16 protein-coding genes are annotated in these 20874 nt (G+C 64.0%); 7 read left to right on the top strand and 9 right to left on the bottom strand.

Annotated elements, in window-relative coordinates:
- Positions 1-52: 52 nt before the first annotated feature.
- From ACIPZG_RS04845 to ACIPZG_RS04830, 4 genes are all read right to left on the bottom strand, one after another.
- Positions 53-2494: an NEL-type E3 ubiquitin ligase domain-containing protein gene (locus tag ACIPZG_RS04845; RefSeq protein WP_400710771.1), complete on the bottom strand. Its 2442-nt coding sequence runs from the start codon at positions 2492-2494 to the stop codon at positions 53-55.
- Positions 2418-4499, bottom strand: coding sequence for a dermonecrotic toxin domain-containing protein (locus tag ACIPZG_RS04840; RefSeq protein ID WP_400710768.1), 2082 nt, complete (start codon positions 4497-4499; stop codon positions 2418-2420). The genes ACIPZG_RS04845 and ACIPZG_RS04840 overlap by 77 nt, the downstream gene beginning before the upstream one ends.
- Before the next feature lie 78 nt (positions 4500-4577).
- Positions 4578-5600, bottom strand: coding sequence for an AraC family transcriptional regulator ligand-binding domain-containing protein (locus ACIPZG_RS04835; protein WP_400710765.1), 1023 nt, complete (start codon positions 5598-5600; stop codon positions 4578-4580).
- A gap of 58 nt (positions 5601-5658) precedes the next feature.
- Entirely contained in the window at positions 5659-6522 is an 864-nt protein-coding gene (locus ACIPZG_RS04830) for a LysR substrate-binding domain-containing protein (protein ID WP_400710762.1), read from the bottom strand.
- A 133-nt stretch (positions 6523-6655) separates the two neighbouring features.
- On the opposite strand from ACIPZG_RS04830, the gene ACIPZG_RS04825 reads away from it, so the two are divergent.
- Both ACIPZG_RS04825 and phnX read left to right on the top strand, forming a co-directional pair.
- Positions 6656-7762 carry a 2-aminoethylphosphonate--pyruvate transaminase gene (locus ACIPZG_RS04825; protein WP_400710759.1) on the top strand — a complete coding sequence of 369 codons (1107 nt, stop codon included), beginning with the start codon at positions 6656-6658 and terminating at the stop codon, positions 7760-7762.
- Positions 7763-7796: 34 nt separating this feature from the next.
- On the top strand, positions 7797-8624 hold the full coding sequence (gene phnX / locus ACIPZG_RS04820) for a phosphonoacetaldehyde hydrolase (RefSeq protein ID WP_008099482.1): 828 nt from the start codon (positions 7797-7799) through the stop codon (positions 8622-8624).
- 108 nt (positions 8625-8732) lie between these two features.
- On the opposite strand, the gene ACIPZG_RS04815 is transcribed toward phnX, so the two are convergent.
- On the bottom strand, positions 8733-9293 hold the full coding sequence (locus ACIPZG_RS04815; RefSeq protein WP_400710756.1) for an NADPH-dependent FMN reductase: 561 nt from the start codon (positions 9291-9293) through the stop codon (positions 8733-8735).
- Positions 9294-9449: 156 nt separating this feature from the next.
- Here ACIPZG_RS04815 and ACIPZG_RS04810 point away from each other — a divergent pair, with 156 nt between their 5' ends.
- Positions 9450-9668: a hypothetical protein gene (locus tag ACIPZG_RS04810; protein ID WP_400710753.1), complete on the top strand. Its 219-nt coding sequence runs from the start codon at positions 9450-9452 to the stop codon at positions 9666-9668.
- Here the strand turns inward: ACIPZG_RS04810 and ACIPZG_RS04805 are convergent.
- The 4 genes from ACIPZG_RS04805 to ACIPZG_RS04790 form a co-directional block, all read right to left on the bottom strand.
- The gene (locus ACIPZG_RS04805) at positions 9652-11901 is read right to left on the bottom strand and encodes an Orn/Lys/Arg decarboxylase N-terminal domain-containing protein (RefSeq protein ID WP_400710751.1); all 2250 of its coding nucleotides are present in this window, start codon (positions 11899-11901) and stop codon (positions 9652-9654) included. The two genes, ACIPZG_RS04810 and ACIPZG_RS04805, sit on opposite strands and share 17 nt — an antisense overlap.
- Positions 11902-12061: 160 nt before the next feature.
- Positions 12062-12817 (bottom strand): DNA polymerase III subunit epsilon, encoded by a 756-nt coding sequence (dnaQ, locus tag ACIPZG_RS04800; protein WP_400642172.1) that lies wholly within the window; start codon positions 12815-12817, stop codon positions 12062-12064.
- A 51-nt stretch (positions 12818-12868) separates the two neighbouring features.
- The gene (rnhA, locus tag ACIPZG_RS04795; protein ID WP_008091240.1) at positions 12869-13315 is read right to left on the bottom strand and encodes a ribonuclease HI; all 447 of its coding nucleotides are present in this window, start codon (positions 13313-13315) and stop codon (positions 12869-12871) included.
- Positions 13316-13328: 13 nt separating this feature from the next.
- Positions 13329-14102 (bottom strand): class I SAM-dependent methyltransferase, encoded by a 774-nt coding sequence (locus ACIPZG_RS04790; protein ID WP_400710748.1) that lies wholly within the window; start codon positions 14100-14102, stop codon positions 13329-13331.
- A gap of 85 nt (positions 14103-14187) precedes the next feature.
- On the opposite strand from ACIPZG_RS04790, the gene gloB reads away from it, so the two are divergent.
- The 4 genes from gloB to ACIPZG_RS04770 all read left to right on the top strand — a co-directional run bounded on the left by gloB (position 14188) and on the right by ACIPZG_RS04770 (position 20874).
- Entirely contained in the window at positions 14188-14967 is a 780-nt protein-coding gene (gene gloB, locus ACIPZG_RS04785) for a hydroxyacylglutathione hydrolase (protein ID WP_400710745.1), read from the top strand.
- A 100-nt stretch (positions 14968-15067) separates the two neighbouring features.
- Positions 15068-16486 (top strand): LysM peptidoglycan-binding domain-containing protein, encoded by a 1419-nt coding sequence (locus ACIPZG_RS04780; protein ID WP_400710742.1) that lies wholly within the window; start codon positions 15068-15070, stop codon positions 16484-16486.
- Positions 16487-17212: 726 nt separating this feature from the next.
- Positions 17213-19042, top strand: a complete 1830-nt coding sequence (locus tag ACIPZG_RS04775; protein ID WP_400710739.1) for an extracellular solute-binding protein — start codon at positions 17213-17215, stop codon at positions 19040-19042.
- Positions 19039-20874, top strand: a complete 1836-nt coding sequence (locus ACIPZG_RS04770) for an extracellular solute-binding protein (protein WP_400710736.1) — start codon at positions 19039-19041, stop codon at positions 20872-20874. Before ACIPZG_RS04775 ends, ACIPZG_RS04770 begins: the two co-directional genes overlap by 4 nt.

The raw sequence follows: 20874 nt of genomic DNA, 5'->3' as shown, positions 1-20874 counted from the left end.
CACAGTGAGGCAGGCCAGCCCGCCACCGCAGAGGGAACAACATCAAGGGCGATCAACCTCGCCCGCGCTCCAGCCCATGGAGAAACTGCCGGGTCAACTCCTGCATCAACAGCTGCAATTCCGCCGTCTGCTGTTCGGCCAGCGCCTCCCGCTGCCCCTCCAGTGCATCTGCGGGCAACGGCGGTACCTGCGCCGTCAGTTGCTCGATCCGCTCGGCATAGGTCTGTTCGATGGCCGCGAAAGCAGCGTCATGGCGATTGCGCAGATAGCGTTGCCAGAACCCTCGCTGGCACAGGTCGCGCGCCATTGCCTGAGGTGTCTCGGCGTCCTGCACCGTTGCCAGCGCCTGGGCGATGCGTGTGGGTGAAACATCGGCGGCGTCGACATGCCGCATCGTGTGAGGCTGCCCCGGCAAGCTCAGTTGCTGGCGCAATCGCACCCGATACAACAGGCTGACCGCGTCACGGTCCACAGGCAGGCGGGCTTCGACCCGCAAGCGGATATCGTTCAGGGCAAACCGCTCCAGACGCTGCAAGCGGAACAGCCCACGCCCCAATGCCAGCAGCTCGTTTGCGCGCTGGCCGACCTCGGCGACCTGTTCCGCCCGCGCCACCGCCAGCCGGACCTGCAATGCACTGAACCGGTCCGCGATGCTGTTTTCGCACGTGGTGGACTGCCCCGCCAGTTCATGAACCTGCTGACGCAGCCCGGCATCCTGCTCGATGGCCCCGAGCAAGTCCCACACCCGCGCCGTGAGGCTGGCACGGGCCTGGGCGAAGTCGCTGGTGTGCTCCAGCAGACCGAGCAAGCGGAACAATCCCGCGCTGTCGGGTATCGCCCGCAAGCTGTCCCACATCTGCCCTTGCGCAGCACTGTTGGTCGCCGTCACCCACAAGCCGCGCGTTCGCAAGGGATCGATCACATGCACCGCTTCAGGGCTGTGCAGATGCTCCTGGATCGAGTCCAGGGCGAACAGGCGCATCACCTCCATCCTCGGCAGGGGGTTGCCATCGACCAGGAATAGCCGGCGAAACGCATGGGGCATCTGCAGGATAGCCGCAGGCACAGTGGTGAGCTGGTTACTGCGCAGATCGGCCCATTGCAGGAATCCGCACAACTCGACCCCCGTTGGCCAGGCCCCCAGGCCACAGTGGCGCAGGTTCAACTCGACCAGATGCGACAGCTGGTTGAAACGCAGTTGCAGCGCCCCGATGGGGTTGTGGCTGAGATCCAGGTGGCTGAGTTTGGGCAGGCCGATCAACGTTGCCATGGCCTGGCTGTCCAGGCGGATGCGGTTGTGCCCCAGGCGCAGGTTCTGCAGGTTGACCAGGTAGCCGATCTCGACCGGCACCCGCAGCAGCTGGTTGTTGGCCAGGTTCAGCTCGCGCAGGGCTTCAAAGCAGCGCAGGAAATCCCCGGGGATGGCGCTGATGGGTGTGTCATTGAGCACCAGCTCTGTGACATGGGGGAAACCGACCTGCCCAGGCAACTCCGGCAAGGTCCGCACCGGCAGGTTGGTCAGGTTCAGCCGCTGCCCATCATTGCCCCGCGCCGGCTCGCCTTGCCGGCGCCAGGCTCGGCGAACGGCGGCGGAAAATCGCTGGCGAATCACCTGGCGGCTTTCCTGCAGGTCGGCGCCGACCCACTGCTGCAGTTGACGTTCCAGTTGCTGGTAGTCGTCCTCGCGTTCGAGCAGGCGTGCGAAGGTCGGGCCCTCTTCAGCCAGCAGTGTTTGCAGCTCCTGTTCGAGTTCGGCATCGGCCATGCCGGGATACAGGGCACGCAGGCGGTCGAGCAGGGTCTGCCTGGCGCCAAGCTGGCCCGGTGCCCTGCCACTGAGGGGGTAGCCTATCCGGCCATCCGGCATACGCCGGCCTGGGTTGAACCAGCCCGTCTGCTCGCGCCAACCGAGCAGTTGCAACCGCTGCGTGGTGCTCTCTGGCAGCGCTTGGCGCAGCAGTTCACGCAAGTGGCCAGCCGGTTGCGTGTCGCCCAGGGAAAGCGCCTTTCGCTGCGCGGACGACAGCAATGCAGTGATGGCCTCGAACAGACCGGCCGGGGCATCGATCTCGGTTTCGAGGGCAAGCCCTTGGCTGTCATACGGCTGGTACTGACCTTGGCTGCGGACCAGAACCGTAGTGGATGCCGCTTCGGCCTGAGGATCGATCACCGCCAGGCGGCGACCGAATGGTGAGCCTTCGTGCAAGGCCAGGTTGACGGTGGCCGGCCAGCGCGGCAAGCGCGCCAGCAATGCAAGCGTCAGTGCGGCGGTTTCATCACCGCAGCCACTGCGCGAGTAAAGCCCTTCGACACTGCGGTTCAAGCGGGCCATCTGCAACAGCGAGCGGGCCTTGTCGGCGACCGACAGCGGCAACTTCGATTCAGCGATCGCCAATCGGCGTTGAATGTTGCTGACTTCAGGCAGCAGCTCGACGGCATAAGCCTCGGGTAGACCGGGGAAGTCCCCGACGCAGCAGCTTGAGCAAGGGGTCATGGTTTTCAGGCGGCCGTACAAGGTGTTCGAGCAACGGCTCACGCAAGCTGGCTTCAGCGGCCAGCAGCCCAGGCCCCACCTGCGCTTCATCGAGGCCCTTGATACCCTCCTGCTGCATGCACCATGCCTGGATCTCGCTGTCTTGCGCAGTGGCCGCATCCTGCTCGAGATTGCGGAAGAAGCGCTCGATCCGCGCATCCGCTGCCAGGCGCCGCAGGGATTCACGCAGGTTGACCGGCAGCATGCGGTTCTCCACCAGCACACCGCGCAGTTCATCCTGGCTCATGCCGGCCACGCGCAAGGCCTGGTCGGCCTGCTGCGCATCCAGCGCAGGCTGCTGCGGCCACAGGCTGTCGAGCATCTGTGCGTTGTCCTGCCATTCCAGCGGGCGCGTCTGGCGTAGCCGCCAGCCACGCTCGACATTGCTTTCGACGATGGGGCCATAGGCCTCGACTCGCCGTGGGTGCCGCAAGCGCCACGGGCCGTTCGGCTCAGGCCGGTGCAACTGGTAGCATCGGCCGCCCAGCCGCAGCCAGGGACGGGTCTGCTGGCCAACCACGCCGTCCGACAGCTCACCGACAGCCGGCAGCCCTTCATAAAAGCTCAGGTCATTGCACCACAGCCGCTTGCGTCCACCCACGATGACTGGCTCCAGGGCTTCGACAAAATGGCTGCGAGCAAAGCCCGAGGCCACCACGCTGGCGCCACCCGCCACTGCGGCATTCACGGCCAGTACTTCGGCGACCCCGAGCATGTGCTCCAGGGCCTCGTGCTGATGCCCTTGATGCCAGTCGCTGAGCCCTTCGTACACCTGCACCGTGGTCTGGGCGACCAGTTGCCCCAGCAACAGCTCGCCCACAACGGGAATGAACAGGCCTGCCAGGTTGGCCAAGGTCATGCCGGCGGCCTGCCAAGCCTGCAAACGCTGCCTGGTCGCATGCTGGTCCGCATCGGCGGTGGGCACCAACAGCAAGCGCGCATCGTCCTTTATCCGTTGCACCTGATGTTGCACCAGCGCGGCGAAGATATCGCCCTGCACAATGACCTGTTCAATCGCGAGATCAGGCTGGTCATCCTTCAGCCGCTTGGCCAAGGTATCGATGAACGTGCTGCGCTCACCGATCGCGATCAACTGGCTGAAGAACTGCCGGTAACCTTCGGCCCGGAGTTCACTCACCAGGCCCTGCTTCAGGGTTGCCCAGCTGTGGTACCAGCGTAGGGCCGTTGTGGGCGCGCTTGGCAGGTAAAGCATCACGCCTTTGTCCGCCCCCTGGTTGTCGCGCAGTTGCACGACCATGGCATCGGCAACGGCGCAGCCCAGTACCTTGAGGGTTTTCACCGAGCTGCGCAGCCCTTCCTCGGCCAGCGCCTGATGTGCGTCCGCCACCTCACGCAGGGCGATCTGCTCGAAAGCCTTCAGATGGCCTTGCAAGGTGGCAATCTCGATGGCCAGCTTCAGGCCTGCACGCTTGTCCTCGGCCAGCAATGCGCGTGTCGAGGCATCGAATACCTTGTCGAGCAGTGCCTGGTAGCGCCTGCCGGCATCGCGTTCACGCCAGGCGGCGACCAGGGAGGCGGTATCGCCCGACAGCACCCGATAGCCCCCGGCAATTACCAGGCCCGTGCCCTCGTAGAACGAAACACCTTCGGCGAAGTTCTGCATCAGGCGCAGGATGCCGTGCTGGCGTTTGTAGGCTGGCTGGTAGATCGGCCACAACGAGCCGGGCATACGCTCGAAGCGTGGCATGACTTCAAGCCATTGCAACTGCTCAAGGGAGACGCCGTCGGCTAGCCGCTCGGCGAGCAGGCTGCCGAGTTCCTCCAGGGCAAAGCGTTGCAGCGGAATCAGCTCGAGGGTGGCCTTGCGCACCAGGTCCTGGCTGGCCTGGTGCGCCTTGAACCGTTCGCGCAGGCCGCGAAGCTGGGCAGGCGACGCCTGCCGTATCCAGGTGGGTAGAAGATGGCCGATGAAATCATCGGTGGCCGTGGCGGTGGTTTGCGGCATGGGCTGGGCTCCAGTGGGCTGAAAGCGCCCAACCCTGAGCCGTGAGGTGCCCGACTTGCATCCGGAAAGTGTCGCCCCTCAGGCCGCCCCGTCTCCCTGCAACACCAGCGTGCGGTAGTGCCCTGGGTTGCAGCCGAACCACTTGCGAAACGCCTTGTAGAATGAGCTGCTGTCGGCGAACCCGAGGCGCTCGGCGACCTGCCCGAGGCCAAGCTCGGCGTCGGCCAGCCAACGAATCGCCAGCTCCCGGCGCACGCTGTCCTTCAGGCCCTGGTAAGTCTGCCCCTCCTCCGCCAGCCGGCGACGCAGGGTGGATGCCGACATGCACAGCTCCAGCGCCAGGCGCTCTGCGTCTGGCCAGCCGGCCGGGTCATGCTGGCGCAGGTCATGGCGAATGCGCCGGGCCAGGCTGTCCGGGTCGCGGTACTTGACCAGGATGTTACCGGGCGCCTCTGCCAGAAAGCGTTGCAGGTCTTCGGCCGTGCGCCTGGGCGTCAGCGCCAGGCAATCGGCGGCAATGATCATGCGCGTGCGCGGGCGGCCGAACTGCAGGTTTTCGGAGAACATCACCCGGTAATCGTCGCAGAACGGCGGCTCTTCGCAGCGCAGGTCGATGGCCAGGATCGGGATGCGTCGCCCGGCCAGCCAGCAGGCCACGCCGTGCACGATCATCCAGAAGGTGAAGTAGGTGAAGGCCCGTCGCGGCTGTTCGCGAGGCTCGCCGATGACGATCTCGGCCAGGCTGTCCTGGCGCACCAGCACCGGCTGCAGGTCTTCGAGCATCAGGCCAAGGAAGCCCAGGGCCACGTCCAGCGCTTCGCCCAGGCTGGGCTGGGCCATGGCTGCGCGGGCCAGCAGGGCCAGGCTGCCACCGCGCAGGCCGCGCGGGTCCATGGCGAAGAATTCGTCATTGCAGCGCTGCGACAACAGCCGCCACAAACGGGCGTAGGCACCGGCAGCCACCCGTGCATCGGCCTGTTCGAGCAGGCTGGCGTCGATCCCGGCGCGCCGCAGCAGGGCGCCGGCTGCGTCCCGGTCAGGGCAACTCTGCAGCAGTGCTTCACGCACCAGCTGCATGGAAATCGTGTCTTTCTCGCTCATCGGCCATCCGGCGCCAGGTTGCTCTCTGGCGGCCATCTTACGGCAAGCGGGCCCGGCCTCACAGGCTTGCCGCCAGGCCGAGGAAGGCCTGGATCAGGCGCAGTTCGCGGCGCCGCTCCAGGCAGCCGATCATGTGCTGGTTGCGCAGACCCTGCCCGGCCAGCGGCCGCGCCACCACGCGCGGGTCATGGGCCACCTCGGTCGACGAGACCACGCCAATGCCCAGCTCCGACGCCACGGCCTCGGTCACTGCCTCACGGCTGTCCAGTTCCAGCAACACCCGTGGCTGCACCTGTGCCTGGGCGCAGGCCTTGTCGAAGGTGCGCCGGGTAGTCGAGCTCGGTTCGCGCAGCACCATGATCTGCTGATGCAGCGCCGCCAGCGGCAGGTCACCCTCGCCTCGGGTCCAGTCGTGCCCAACCGGCAACAGCGCGCACAAGCGCGACTCACACAGGTTCTGCAGGTGCAAGCCCTTGCGTGGCTCGATCTCGGTCAGCACGGCCACGTCAGCATGCTCCGACAGCAGCGCGGCCAGGGTTTCCTGGGCGTTGCCCAGGCGCAGGTTGACGGTGATGCCCGGGTAGCGCTCGCGCAGCAGGGCGAGCATGGGCATGACCCGGTGCGGCCCGTCGGCCGCCACTTCCAGGCGCCCGGTGAGCAACTGGCGGTTGGCCTCGAGCATGGCCTGGGCTTCTTCGGCCAGGCCGAACATGGCCCGGGTGATGGCGGCCAGACGCGTGCCCTCCTCGGTCAGCTCTACGCGCCGGGCGGTACGCCGCAACAGCGTGATCTGGTAGTGCTCCTCGAGCGCCTTGACGTGCCCGGTGACCGCCGGCTGGCTGATGAACAGCCGCTCGGCGGCACGGGTGAAGCTGCCCTCCCGGGCGACGGCATCGAAAGCACGAAGCTGGAACAAATTCATTTTGTATCGGCCTGACTTATGGCTGGCATAACAACAAACAATTTGATTGATAGCTCAGCGAATTGCAACCTAGGCCCCGTAGTTTCAGCGCCCACCCAACCGGCGAAACCTGCAGCTTGAGAGGAACCACGGAATGAGCAACGCCCCGATTCTGCTGACCCCCGGCCCACTGACCACATCCCTGCGCACCCGCCAAGCCATGCTGGTGGACTGGGGTTCCTGGGACCGCGATTTCAACCAACTGACCGCCAGCGTCTGCGAGCAACTGCTGGCGATCATCGACGGCAGCGCCAGCCACCACTGCGTGCCTCTGCAAGGCAGCGGCACCTTCGCCGTTGAAGCCGCGATCGGCACCCTGGTGCCGCGTGATGGCAAGGTCCTGGTACTGATCAACGGCGCCTACGGGCAACGCCTGGCGAAGATCTGCAAAGTGCTGGGTCGCACCTACAGCACCTTCGAAACCGCCGAAGACCAGCCGACCACCGCCGCCGACGTCGACCGCCTGCTGGCCGCCGACCCGGCCGTGACCCACGTGGCACTGATCCACTGCGAAACCAGCACCGGCATCCTCAACCCGCTGCCAGAGATCGCCCAGGTGGTCAAAGGCCACGGCAAACGCCTGATCATCGACGCCATGAGCTCGTTCGGCGCACTGCCGATCGATGCCCGCGAAGTGCCTTTCGAGGCGCTGATCGCCGCCTCCGGCAAGTGCCTGGAAGGCGTACCGGGCATGGGTTTCGTGTTCGCCGAGAAAACCGCCCTGGCCGCCGCTGCAGGCAATGCCCACTCGCTGGCCATGGACCTGCACGACCAGCACGCGTACATGGCCAAGACCGGCCAATGGCGCTTCACCCCGCCCACCCACGTGGTCGCCGCCCTGCACGAAGCGCTGCAGCAGTACAGCGAGGAAGGCGGCCTGCCCGCGCGTCACCAGCGCTATGCCGACAACTGCAAGACCCTGCTCGATGGCATGGCCGCCATTGGCCTGCGCAGCTTCCTGCCGGCCGAGATCCAGGCGCCGATCATCGTCACCTTCCACGCACCGGATGATGCCCGCTACCAGTTCAAGGACTTCTACGAGCGGGTCAAGGCCAAGGGTTTCATCCTCTACCCGGGCAAGCTGACCCAGGTCGAGACCTTCCGCGTCGGCTGCATCGGCGTGGTCGGAGCCGATGGCATGCAAGCCGCTGTGAATGCCGTGGCCGAAGTGCTGCGGGAAATGGAAGTGCTGGACATCTGACCCTCTGCCCAACCAATTTCAGGAAAACGCGCACATGAACTACAGCAATCCTACCCAGCTGCAAGCCGCCATCCTCGACTGGGCCGGCACCGTGGTCGATTTCGGCTCCTTCGCCCCAACCCAGATCTTCGTCGAAGCCTTCGCCGAGTTCGACGTGCAGGTATCGATCGAGGAAGCCCGCGGCCCGATGGGCATGGGTAAGTGGGACCACATCCGCACCCTGTGCGACGTACCGGAAATCGCCGAGCGCTACCGCAAGGTGTTCGGCCGCACCCCGACCGACGACGATGTCACTGCCATCTACAACCGCTTCATGCCGCTGCAGATCGAGAAGATCGCCGTGCATTCGGCCCTGATCCCCGGTGCCCTGGACACCCTCACCGGCTTGCGCCAGGACGGTTTGAAGATCGGCTCGTGCTCGGGCTACCCGAAAGTGGTGATGGACAAGGTCGTAGAGCTGGCGGCGCAGAACGGCTATGTCGCCGACCATGTGGTGGCGACCGATGAAACCCCGAATGGCCGCCCATGGCCGGCCCAGGCGCTGGCCAACGTGATTGCCCTGGGCATTGATGATGTGGCGGCGTGCGTCAAGGTCGACGACACCGTGCCGGGTATTCTCGAAGGGCGCCGTGCGGGTATGTGGACCGTGGCGCTGGTGTGCTCGGGTAATGCCCTGGGGCTGACCTGGGAAGGCTACCAGGCACTGAGCGTGGAAAAACTGGAAAGCGAGCGCAAGCGTATTCACACGCTGTTCGAAGCGTCGCGCCCGCACTACCTGATCGACACCATCAATGATTTGCCCGAGGTGATTGCCGACATCAACCGTCGCTTGGCCAAGGGTGAGATGCCGCAGGCCTTCTGACAGACCTGAGTTGCAGCTATCGCCGGCAAGCCGGCTCCCACAGGTACAGGCAGGCTTCAAGGCCTGCGCCGTACCTGTGGGAGCCGGCTTGCCGGCGATAAGGCCGCCTCAGACAGCCCGGTTCAGCTTCACCCAGGACGCAAACTTGTCGATGAACCCCTGCAGGAACGGCCGAGTCTTGTCGCTGAGCTTGCCACTGTCTTCAAACAGGTTCGCCGCCCCACCCAGATAAGCCTCGGGCATCTGCATGCAGGGCATGTCGAGGAACACCAGCGACTGGCGCACGGCATGGTTGGCACCAAACCCGCCAATCGCCCCCGGCGATACACTCACCACCGCGGCCGGTTTGCCACTCCAGGCACTCTGCCCATAGGGCCGCGAGCCGACGTCGATAGCGTTTTTCAGGCCGCCCGGCACCGAGCGGTTGTACTCAGGGGTGACGAACAGCACCGCGTCACTGCGACGGATTTCGTCGCGAAAGCGCTTCCACGACTCGGGCACACCAGCGGCCTCGACGTCTTCGTTGTACAGCGGCAGGTCGCCGATCTCGACAATCTTCAGGGCAAGACTGGACGGTGCCAGCTCTGAAAGTGCGCGGGCGACCTTGCGGTTGTAGGAATCCTTGCGCAAGCTGCCGACGACAACCGCTACCGAATACACCTGGCTCATGGCGATTTCCAACCTTTGCTGGCTTAAGAGACGTTCTAGTTATAGATGACCGTTCCTCGGCCCCAAGGTTTTTTTTGCCGGCAACGTAAACTCCGGCCTTGTTGTACGGTCTATCGGTCCAGACAATTCCTACGTATTTCAGAGGTTTTCACCTAAATGGCAGCAGTAATGGTCGGCCAGTTCCACGCCCGAGACGCCGAAGGCCGCATCTACCCCGTTCACGAATTCCAAGAGTCGACCCTGCAGACCGACGGCAGCGTCATAGGCGCGCCGATCACCACCTATCGCCTGGCCATTGGCGACCGCGTCAATCACCTGGGTGCGGACCGTTTCGAGCTGGCGCGCACCGGCGTCGAGATCATTCGTATTCCTTGATGCAGTCCACGGTGTACTGGCCGCTTTCGTTCTGCAGGCCGTGTACATCGGCCACAAAGCCCGGAAAGCCACTGTTGAAGGCGCGGGCGAACGCCAGGTAGTCGAGAATCGAGCGGGTCGCTTCGGTGAACCGCTCGCCCGGCATGATCAACGGAATGCCCGGTGGGTAGGGCACCAGCATGACCCCTGCGACCCGCCCCAGCAGCGCCTCGATCGGTACCGCCTCCACTTCGCCGCGCACCATCAGGTCGTAGGCCCGCGCCGGGGTCATGGCCACCTGAGGCAGACGCGTGAACAGCCGCTTGAGCTGCTTGGCCGTGGCATTGGTGCGGTAGCAGGCGTGCAGTTGGTCACACAGGTCGCGCAGGCCCATGCCCTGATAGCGTGACGCGTCGACCGCGACGATGCTGGGCAGGCTGGTGCCGAGCGAAGTATTGCCGTCATAGTGGCGCTTGAATTCCAGCAATTCGGTCAGCAGCGTGCTCCACTTGCCCTTGGTGATGCCCATCGAGAACAGCACCAGGAAGCTGTAAAGGCCGGTCTTCTCCACTACCAGGCCTCGCTCCCAGAGGAACTTGCTGACCACCGCCGCCGGTATGCCGTGCTCACCCAGTACGCCACCGGCGCTCAAGCCAGGCATCACCAACGTCACCTTCAAGGGGTCGAGCAGTACGTAGTCGTCGGCCACCTCGCCAAAGCCATGCCACTCGGCGCGTGGCTGCAACAGCCAATCCTGGGCATCGAGGCGCTGGATACCCTCCGCGGCCGGCGGCTGCCAGATGCTGAACCACCAATCATCGGCCGCGATATGCTCGCGCAGGTTGGCCAGGGCACGGCGAAAGCTCAAGGCCTCGTCGAACATCTCCTGCAACAGCGAACGCCCCGCCGGCCCCTCCATCATCGCCGACGCCACATCCAGCGAGGCGAGGATGCTGTATTGCGGCGAGGTGGAGATGTGCATCATGAACGCTTCATTGAACCGGTCGCGGTCCAGCTGCCGTTGCGCGCCATCCTGCACATGAATCATCGACGCCTGGCTGAAGGCGGCGAGCAGCTTGTGGGTGGAATGGGTGCTGAACACCAGCGGGCTTTGCGCGTTGCACAGGGTGCCCATGGCGTAGCGCTCGGCGAAAAAGTCGTGGAAGGCCGCGTAGGCGAACCAGGCCTCGTCAAAATGCAGTACTTCGACACTGGGCCCCAGCACCTGTTTGATCAGGCCTGCGTGATAGCACAGGCCGTCGTAGGTCGAGTTGGTCACCACCGCCAGCTTGATTCGTGGCTCACGCCCCTGCGCCAGGGGGTTGGCGTGTATTTTTGCCTGGATCGCCTCGGGGGTGAATTCGCTGAGCGGGATCGGCCCAATAATGCCCAGCTCGTTACGCTCGGGGCAAAGATAGAGGGGGATGGCGCCGGTCATGATGATGGCGTGCACCACCGACTTGTGGCAGTTGCGGTCCACCAGCACCAGGTCGTCACGGCCGACCATCGCATGCCAGACGATCTTGTTGGCGGTGGAGGTGCCATTGATCACGAAAAACGTATGGTCGGCGCCGAAGTTGCGCGCTGCCCGGGCTTCGGCCTGGGCCAGCGGGCCAGTATGGTCGAGCAGAGAGCCCAGCTCCGGCACCGATACGGACAAGTCCGAGCGCAGGGTGTTTTCCCCGAAGAACTGGTGAAACGCCTGGCCCACCGGGCTTTTGCGGTAGGCCACGCCACCGCCGTGGCCGGGGGTATGCCAGGAATAGTTGGACTGCGCGGTGTGCTGCACCAGGGCTTTGAAGAACGGTGGCAACAGGCCGTCGAGGTAATTGTGCGCTGCACGCGCCACCTGACGGGCGAGAAAGGGCACGGTGTCTTCGAACAGGTAGAGAATGCCGCGCAACTGGTTGAGCTCGCCCATGGCTTCGGCGGGAGCGTTCTCCAGGGTGACCTGCTCGCCAAGGGCGAAGATCGGCAGGTTGGGCGCACGAGCACGGGCCAGGCGGATCAGTTCGGCGATGTTTTCCAGCAGGTGTGTATTGGCACCGACGCCTTCGGCAGCAATCAACATGCAGGCCAAACCGTGGTGGGTGGCGGCGACCAGGCGCGCTTCGGCGTGGTCGGCGGCGGCGAGGATGTCGAAGCCGTCCTGGCGCAGTTCCTCGGCGATGCCACGGATGCGCTCGCCGGCGACGCTGTCGGCCTTGATGGCGCGGTGGACGATGAGGATGGGGAACTTGAGGTCCTTGTACATCAGGCGGCTACCTCCGAAGGACGGATCGTCCCTCTCAGGGTAGTAGAGCCTGATGGTTACAGTACCGCCCCCATCGCCGGCAAGCCGGCTCTCACAGGAGGTAAGCGGTGAACCTTGTGGGAGCCGGCTTGCCGGCGATAGGGCCGGTACAGACGAAGAATCAGCCAGCCGGCGTCTCGGTCAACGCCTGCCACATCGAAGGCCCACCCGCCGACTTGGCAATCGCCGCCAAGCGTTCGGCATGCGCCTCAAGCTCCTCGGCACTGGCCACGATCACCCGCCCCGGCGCACGCCCGGTAATCCGGCGGATCTCGCTGCCACTGCCCTGCCCTTCGCTGTCACCATCAGCCCCGTGCCCAGCCAGCGACAAGCTGGTCTGGCCTCCGGTCATCGCCAGGTAGACGTCGGCCAGCAGTTCCGAGTCAAGCAACGCGCCGTGCAGCTCACGGCCCGAGTTGTCGATGTCGTAGCGTTTGCACAACGCATCGAGGCTGTTGCGCTGCCCCGGGTGGCGGGCGCGGGCCAGCAACAGGGTATCGAGGATGGTGCAGTGGTTCGAGATATCGGCGCGGTCGCCCTGACCCAGCAACGCGAACTCGTTGTTGATGAAGCCAACGTCGAACGCCGCGTTGTGGATGACCAGCGTGGCGCCCTGGATGAATTCGAAGAATTCCTCGGCAACCTCTGCGAAACGCGGCTTGCCGACCAGGAAGGCATCGGTGATGCCGTGGACGTTGATGGCGCCCTCGTCACTCTCGCGGTCAGGTTGCAGGTAGACGTGGAAATGTCGCCCGGTCAGGCGTCGGCCAATGACCTCGACGCAGCCGATCTCGATGATCCGGTGGCCTTCGCTGACCGGCATGCCCGTGGTTTCGGTATCGAGAATGACCAGGCGTTTATCTTGCTGCTGCTCCACGCGGGGCGCTCCAACTTGCATCAATTACTGAGCCGCGGATTGTACCCCAGCTCAACGCTTGGCGCGCACTTCCTCGACGCCGCGGTTGGCCAACTGGTCGGCGCGTTCGTTGCCAGGATGGCCGATATGGCCGCGCACCCACTTCCAGGTGACCTTGTGGCGGTTGACCTGCTCATCCAGCAGCTGCCACAGGTCGGCATTCTTCACCGGCTCTTTCGCGGCGGTTTTCCAGCCGCGTTTCTTCCAGTTGACCATCCATTCGTTGATGCCCTTCATCACGTACTGCGAGTCGGTGGTCAGCACCACCTCGCATTCACGCTTGAGGGCCATCAGCCCCTGGATCGCCGCCATCAGTTCCATGCGATTGTTGGTGGTTTCGCGCTCGCCCCCCCACAGTTCCTTCTCGACGCCCTTGTAGATCAGCAGGACGCCCCAGCCGCCCGGGCCAGGATTGCCCTTGCAGGCACCATCGGTATACAGCTCGACGCTATCGCTCATGTACCACTCATGTTCAGTGCTTTTCGGTATCGGGATTGACGGCGGTGCGGTTGACCTTGGCCAACGGCAATGGCAGCAGCTTGCCCATCGGCTCGCGACGCTCCGGGCGCAACGGCCGAAGGCCCACCACCATCTTGCGCGCCACCAGCAGGTAGACCCCGCCGCCGGAACCCTGCCAGCCACCCGCCAGCCGTTCCCAGCCCGCCAGGCGTTGTTGCCAGGCCGGCGAGGCAAGCGGCGGACGATAGCACCCGAAGCGGCGTTTCTCCAGCGCGAAGCCCAGCAGATTCAACCAGTCGCCGACACGTGACGGCGGAATGCAACGGGCCTTGCGCAGCGCGCCATGGCTGAAGAAATGGCGCATGCCCCAGCTGCTCCAGGGATTGATGCCGACGATCAGCAAGTGCCCGCCCGGACGCACGGCACTGGCGGCCTCGCGCAGCAAGCCATGGGGCGACAGGCTGAAATCCAGGCCGTGCTGCAGTACCACCACGTCGGCGGCATGCTCGCTGAGCGGCCAGGCCTGTTCCTCGCAGACGATCTCCACCCCTGGCAACGGCGCGCCGAGACGCACGTTGCGCTGCACCTGGGGGGCGCTGGGCGGTGCTTCGGCGCAGGGGCCGTAGTGCACCAGGTAACCACCGAAGAAGCGCCCGAGCTCTTCTTCCAGCAGTTTTTCCTCTTCCTTGAGCATCAACTGGCCAAGAGGGCCGTTGAACCATTCACGTGCCAGGCAGATCAGCTCGACCCAGTCGGGGTCGGCCTGGGCGAAGGCTTGGTCGGTCATTGCGCTCTCCCTCGAAGGTTCTCGCACCGCGCCATCGCGGCTAAGATGCCCTCATGTGCCACGCTAGGCGAATCGGATCCGCACCATGATACAGATCGATGCTCTCCCCGCTTTCTCCGACAACTACATCTGGTTGTTACAGGATACTGCCAAACGCCGTTGTGCGGTGGTCGATCCCGGCGACGCCAGCCCGGTGGAGGCCTGGTTGGCCGCCAACCCCGGCTGGGTACTCGCGGACATCCTGGTCACCCACCACCACAACGACCATGTCGGTGGCGTCGAACGCCTCAAGCAGTTGACCGCTGCCCGGGTCTGCGGCCCGGCCAACGAGCGCATTCCCTGCCGCGACCTGGCGCTGGACGACGGCGACGAGGTGACGGTGCTGGGCGTGACTTTCAAGGTGATGGCCGTGCCCGGCCATACCCTGGGCCATATCGCCTACTTCAGCGATCAGCCCGCGACACCGCTGCTGTTCAGTGGCGACACCCTGTTCGCCGCCGGCTGCGGGCGCATGTTCGAAGGCACACCGGCGCAGATGCAGCCCGCCCTTGCCCGTCTGGCGGCGCTTCCCGAGCAGACCGAAGTCTATTGCGCCCACGAATACACCCTGAGCAACCTGCGTTTTGCCAAGGCCGTGGAGCCCACTAATCTGCACGTTCAGCAACGGTTCGAAGACGTTACCCGGTTACGCGCCGACAATCGCATCACTTTGCCATCAACCATCGGCCTGGAACGCCTCACCAACCCCTTTTTGCGTACCTCTGAAACATTAGTTAAACAAAAAGCAGACGAATGGAAGGGACATTCAAACGATACGCAGGTCACTGTTTTTGCTGCCTTGAGGTCTTGGAAGGACACATTTTGATAACCTCAAGATATATCGCAGCGGGGTAACAACGGTTGACCAGTCGGGTAGCGGTTTCTAGAATCGCCGAAATTTTTCGCCCGGAAACCTGTCCCCGCCGATGTCTTCCCGTAGCCGCAGAACCGCTCATTCAGTCGCCCTGAGGCGCCTGGCCCAGATCAGTGCACTGGCGCTGGCCGCCACCCTGGTCGGCTGCCAGAGCACCCGTCAGCTCGACGATGCCGAAAGCGTTCGCGCGCACAACTATCAGGCGCGCCTCAAGCACAAGCCTGCCCCGCTCGTGGTCAAACCCGTCGAGCAGGCGCCGCAGGATGTGTGGGAACGCATGCGCCTGGGCTTCGCCTTGCAGGACAGCATCGACGTCAACCCGCGCATCGAGCAGCAGCGCCTGTGGTTCGCCAGCAACCCGTCGTTCCTCGAGAACGCCGGCGAGCGCGGCAGCCTCTACCTGCACTACATCGTCGAACGCCTCGAAGAACGCGACATGCCGCTGGAGCTGGCCCTGCTGCCGGCGATCGAGAGCGCCTACAACCCGATGGCCTACTCGCGCGCCCATGCCGCCGGCATGTGGCAGTTCATCCCGTCCACCGGGCGCCACTTCAACCTGCGTCAGACCAACTTCTACGACGGCCGCCGCGACATCACCGCTTCGACCAACGCCGCGCTGGACTACCTGACCCGCCTGCACGACATGTTCAACGGCGACTGGCTGCTGGCCCTGGCCGCCTACAACGCCGGCGAAGGCACCGTCAGCCGGGCGATCGAGCGCAACGAAAGGCTGGGTCTGCCGACCGATTACTGGAACCTGCCACTGCCGCAGGAAACCCGCGACTACGTGCCCAAGCTGCTGGCCCTGTCGCAGGTGGTCTCGACCCCCGAGGCTTATGGCGTGAACCTCAACCCGATTGCCAACGAGCCCTACTTCGAAGCGGTCGCCATCAACGAGCGCCTCGACCTGTCGCGGGTTGCCGCCTTCGCCAACATCGACGAAGACGAGCTGATCCAGCTCAACCCGGCATTCAAGAAGCGCATGACCGTGGACGGCCCCAAGCAACTGCTGGTGCCGACTGCCAAGGCGCAGTTGCTGACCGACCTCAAGCCTGAGCAGATTGTCAGCCTGCAGCCGAACAAGGCCGTGTTCGACCGCGCCCTGGCCGAAGCCAAGGCGCCGGCAACGGCACGCAGCTATCGGGTCAAGCGTGGCGACAACCTGAGCGCCATCGCCAAGGCCAACCGGGTGTCGGTCAAGGACATCCAGCGCTGGAACAAGCTGTCGGGCAACCGGGTGAAGGCCGGCCAGGTACTGGCACTGCGGGGCGGGAACGCGCCGAGTGCAGCGGGCAACCGGGTGGCGGCATCCGGGAAGCGTTCGACCCAGTACAAGGTGCGCAAGGGTGATTCGCTGTATTTGGTTGCCAAACGTTTCAATGTCGAGATGCAGCACCTCAAGCGCTGGAACCCGCGCAGCGGGCATGCGCTCAAGCCAGGGCAGACGCTGACGGTTTACCTATCGCATTGATGCGCCGTGTGCAGGCACAAGGCAGATGCGCCTGCACATAAACTGAGTTTGACGAAAGTACTTGCACTATCTGAATACCACCGCCCCCGTTTTCGACAGGCAGAACATTCAGCCTCGATCACTGCGACGAGGTATTGAAAAGTGACTGATGCAAATACAATTTTCACACTCGAACGATCAGATTACGGGCACCGTGCCGACGGCAGCTTGGATCTTGACCTGTATAGGTTACGCTTCAAGGATCTCAGCCTGCGCATAGTGAAAACAACTGAACACCTATTGGGCTCCAATGGTTCGCCCCCTCGCCCACAGACAGGGAAGCCTTTTCATGCAACCAGTACCGAATACCGTCCTGCTAGGCTTCCCAGGTGGTACTGTCACTATATTCTTTACGCTTTCCCTGCGGGGCCGCAAACCACCCTCTCGCTTCATAATGTAGAAGTTACTGTCAACACGCAGCCCGGCCAGATGTATGCGTTGCGCGCATCACTCAATTCGGGGTCGCGTATAAACATAAAGAATGTCGAAACTTATTGGATCATCACCGACCAAAACAACAAGGAATACAAAATCAGGTTAGTGCCTGCAGATAAGGGCAATACTATCCAACTGGCCAGCTACCCTTAGCAACTCCAGAGAGCGCCCTCCGAGGCGCTCTTTTTCCTTTCCCTGCAAGCTGTTACTGTACCCCGACCAAAGCCCAACGCCTCTGGATCGGATGCCGACTTGATACGTCCCCTCCTGCTGTCACTCAGCCTGGCCTTGAGCTTTCCCGCAGCCGCGATGGTGAGCGAAAGCCACGGATACGCGCAGTTCGGCACGCTCAAGTACCCAGCCACCTTCACCCACTTCGACTGGGTCAACCCGCAAGCGCCCAAGGGCGGCACCTTGCGGGCCATGGCATTCGGCACCTTCGACACGCTCAACCCCTATACCTTCAAGGGCAGCAGCCCGGTGACCACGCCGAACTTCCTGCAGTACGGCGTCAGCGAGCTGAACGAAACCTTGATGGTCGGCACGGGCCAGTACGACCCGTCGGGCGACGAAGCCACTTCCAGCTACGGCCTGATCGCCCGTACGGTCGAGTACAGCGAGGACCGCAGCTGGGTGGTGTTCAACCTGCGCCCGGAGGCGCGCTGGCATGACGGCAAGCCCATTACCTCGGCAGATGTGGCGTTTTCCTACCGCACGCTGCTCAAGGAAGGCCATCCGATCTACCGCACCAACCTGCAGGAAGTTCAGCGCGTCGATGTGCTCGGCCCGCTGCGCATCCGCTTCGTCTTCAAGCGCGCCGGCAACCCGCTGCTGATCCTGCGCCTGGGCGAAATGCCGGTGCTGCCCAAGCACTATTGGCAAGGCCGAGACTTCAAGGCCACCACCTTCGAGCCGCCGCTGGGCAGCGGCCCCTACCGCATCACCCAGGTACAACCGGGCCGGCGCCTGGTGTTCGAGCGGGTGAAGGACTACTGGGGCAAGGACCTGGCGGTAAACCGCGGCAAGTACAACTTCAAGCGCGTCGAGTACGAGTTCTACCGCGACGCCACAGTGGCCTTCGAAGCCTTCAAGGCTGGCGAGTTCGACATCTATATCGAGCACCAGGCGAAGAACTGGGCCAACGGCTACACCTTCCCGGCCGTGCGCCGTGGCGAGGTGATCAAGGCGCAGATCCCGCACCGCATCCCGACCCAGACCCAAGGCCTGTTCATGAACAGCCGCCGCGCATCCTTCAGCGATGCCCGGGTGCGCCAGGCGCTGGGCCTGATGCTCGACTTCGAGTGGACCAACCGCGCCCTGTTCAGCAGCGCCTACCGCCGCGCGACCAGCTACTACCCCAACAGCGAGTTCGCTGCCAGAGGTACGCCCACCGGCAAGGAATGGCTGCTGCTCGCGCCGTTTCGCGACCAACTGCCGGAAAAACTGTTCACCCAGCCCTACCAGGTCAGCCACACCGACGGGCGCGGCATCAGCCGCCAGACCCTGCGCCAGGCCCTGACCCTGCTCGGCCAGGCCGGCTGGAAACTCGACGGCCAACGCCTGGTGGACAAGAAGGGCCAGCAACTGCGCATGGAGTTGCTGCTGGTGAACCCCAACCTGGAACGTATCCTGCAGCCCTATGTCGAAAACCTGGCGAGCATCGGTATCGATGCTCACCTGCGCACTGTGGACCGCGCCCAGTACAAGCAGCGCTTGGACCAGTTCGACTTCGACATGATCCTGATGACCCTCAACCAGACCTTGAGCCCCGGCCTCGAACAGTGGCTGTACTTCCATTCAAGCCAGGCCTCGACCAAGGGCAGCAAGAACTATGCTGGGGTCAAGGACCCGGTGGTCGACCACCTGCTCGACACCTTGCTCGCCGCGCGCACCCGCGACGACCAGGTCGCCGCCGCCCGCGCCCTGGACCGGGTGCTCTCATGGCAGTACTACATGATCCCCAACTGGTACCTCGACAATCACCGTCTGGCCTACCGCAACCGGTTCGCCTTCGTCACCACGCCGCCCTACACCCTCGGGCTGAACAGCTGGTGGATAAAGCCTTCGGAGAAAGCCCAATGATGCCCATGCCCCGCCTGCGCCAGCTGGCCGGCAGCCTGTTGCTCGCCTGCCTGAGCCTGCCGGCCCTGGCCGCGCCGCAGCACGCGCTGACCCTGTACGACGAGGCGCCGAAATACCCGGCCGACTTCAAGCACTTCGACTTCGTCAACCCGGACGCGCCCAAGGGCGGCACCTTCCGCCAGTCCAGCTTCGGCGGCTTCGACAGCCTCAACCCGTTCATCAACAAGGGCGTGCCGGCCGAAAACGTCAGCATCATCTACGACACCCTGATGCGCCAGAGCCTGGACGAGCCCTTCACCGAGTACGGCCTGGTGGCCGGCAAGATCGAGAAGGCCCCGGACAACAGCTGGGTGCGTTTCTACCTGCGTCCCGAGGCACGCTTCCACGACGGCCATCCGATGCGCGCCGATGACGTGGTGTTCACCTTCAATGCCCTGATCAAGGACGGTGCGCCGCTGTACCGCCAGTACTACGCCGACGTCGCCGAAGTGGTCGCCGAAGACCCGCTGCGCGTCTTGTTCAAGTTCAAGCACAAGAACAACCGCGAACTGCCGCTGATCCTCGGCCAGCTCCCCGTGCTGCCCAAACACTGGTACGAAGGGCGCGACTTCAACCGTGGCAACCTGGAAATCCCGCTGGGGAGCGGCCCCTACAAGATCGCCGAGGTCAAGGCCGGTCGCTCGATCCGCTATGAGCGGGTCAAGGACTACTGGGCCAAGGACCTGCCGATCAACCGCGGCTTCTACAACTTCCACGCCATGACCTTCGACTCCTACCGCGACAACACCGTCGCCCTCGAAGCGCTCAAGGCTGGCCAGTTCGACTATGGCCTGGAGACCAGTGCGAAGAACTGGGCCACCGCCTACAACGTGCCCGCGGTCCGCGACGGCCGCCTGATCAAGGAAGAGTTGCCCAACGGTAACCCCACCGGTATGCAGGGCTTCATCTTCAACCTGCGCAAGCCGGTATTCCAGGACGTACGCGTGCGTGAGGCGCTGAGCCTGCTGCTGGATTTCGAATGGACCAACAAGCAGCTGTTCAATGGTGCCTACACCCGCACCGGCAGTTATTTCGAGAACTCCGATATGGCGGCCAAGGGCCTGCCTACGCCAGGCGAGCTGAAAGTCCTCGAACCGCTACGCGGCAAGGTGCCTGAGCAGGTCTTCGGCGAGGCCTTCCATAACCCGGTCACCGACGGCAGCGGCATGATCCGCGAGCAGCAACGCCAGGCCTACAAGCTGCTGCAAGCGGCCGGCTGGAAGATCGTCGATGACAAGATGGTCGACAAGGACGGCAAGCCGGTGTCCATCGAGTTCCTGCTGGCGCAGACCGAGTTCGAGCGCATCCTGCTGCCATTCAAGCGCAACCTGGCGGACCTCGGCATCGAGCTGAACATCCGCCGTGTCGACGTCTCGCAATACATCACTCGCCTGCGTTCACGCGACTTCGACATGATCGTCAGTGGCTTCTCGCAGTCCAACTCGCCCGGCAACGAGCAGCGCGAATACTGGACCAGCACCGCCGCCGACAACCCCGGCAGCCGCAACTTCATCGGCTTGCGCGACCCGGCCATCGATCAACTGGTGGAACAGCTGATCAACGCCGATTCCCGGCAAAGCCTGATCGACCACACCCGCGCACTCGACCGCGTGCTGCTGTGGGGTTACTACGTGATTCCCAACTGGCACATCAAGACCTGGCGCGTGGCCTACTGGAACCACATCGGCCACCCCGAGGTGTCGCCCAAGTACGATATCGGCATCGACACCTGGTGGATCAAGCCCGGCGTCACCCCGGCGGTGACCGAAGCGCCTGCGCAAGAGGCCCACTGA

Source organism: Pseudomonas sp. NPDC089395, from assembly GCF_044749525.1.
GTDB lineage: Bacteria > Pseudomonadota > Gammaproteobacteria > Pseudomonadales > Pseudomonadaceae > Aquipseudomonas.
The sequence above is the reverse complement of the archived record's forward strand: the minus strand, read 5'-3'. Positions and strand labels throughout refer to the sequence as shown.

What these genes read in the sequence shown, in the direction of transcription:
- ACIPZG_RS04845 (WP_400710771.1), bottom strand. Translation starts at nt 2,494, where the DNA reads ATGACCCCTTGCTCAAGCTGCTGCGTCGGGGACTTCCCCGGTCTACCC.
- ACIPZG_RS04840 (WP_400710768.1), bottom strand. Translation starts at nt 4,499, where the DNA reads ATGCCGCAAACCACCGCCACGGCCACCGATGATTTCATCGGCCATCTT.
- ACIPZG_RS04835 (WP_400710765.1), bottom strand. Translation starts at nt 5,600, where the DNA reads ATGAGCGAGAAAGACACGATTTCCATGCAGCTGGTGCGTGAAGCACTG.
- ACIPZG_RS04830 (WP_400710762.1), bottom strand. Translation starts at nt 6,522, where the DNA reads ATGAATTTGTTCCAGCTTCGTGCTTTCGATGCCGTCGCCCGGGAGGGC.
- ACIPZG_RS04825 (WP_400710759.1), top strand. Translation starts at nt 6,656, where the DNA reads ATGAGCAACGCCCCGATTCTGCTGACCCCCGGCCCACTGACCACATCC.
- phnX (WP_008099482.1), top strand. Translation starts at nt 7,797, where the DNA reads ATGAACTACAGCAATCCTACCCAGCTGCAAGCCGCCATCCTCGACTGG.
- ACIPZG_RS04815 (WP_400710756.1), bottom strand. Translation starts at nt 9,293, where the DNA reads ATGAGCCAGGTGTATTCGGTAGCGGTTGTCGTCGGCAGCTTGCGCAAG.
- ACIPZG_RS04810 (WP_400710753.1), top strand. Translation starts at nt 9,450, where the DNA reads ATGGCAGCAGTAATGGTCGGCCAGTTCCACGCCCGAGACGCCGAAGGC.
- ACIPZG_RS04805 (WP_400710751.1), bottom strand. Translation starts at nt 11,901, where the DNA reads ATGTACAAGGACCTCAAGTTCCCCATCCTCATCGTCCACCGCGCCATC.
- rnhA (WP_008091240.1), bottom strand. Translation starts at nt 13,315, where the DNA reads ATGAGCGATAGCGTCGAGCTGTATACCGATGGTGCCTGCAAGGGCAAT.
- ACIPZG_RS04790 (WP_400710748.1), bottom strand. Translation starts at nt 14,102, where the DNA reads ATGACCGACCAAGCCTTCGCCCAGGCCGACCCCGACTGGGTCGAGCTG.
- gloB (WP_400710745.1), top strand. Translation starts at nt 14,188, where the DNA reads ATGATACAGATCGATGCTCTCCCCGCTTTCTCCGACAACTACATCTGG.
- ACIPZG_RS04780 (WP_400710742.1), top strand. Translation starts at nt 15,068, where the DNA reads ATGTCTTCCCGTAGCCGCAGAACCGCTCATTCAGTCGCCCTGAGGCGC.
- ACIPZG_RS04770 (WP_400710736.1), top strand. Translation starts at nt 19,039, where the DNA reads ATGATGCCCATGCCCCGCCTGCGCCAGCTGGCCGGCAGCCTGTTGCTC.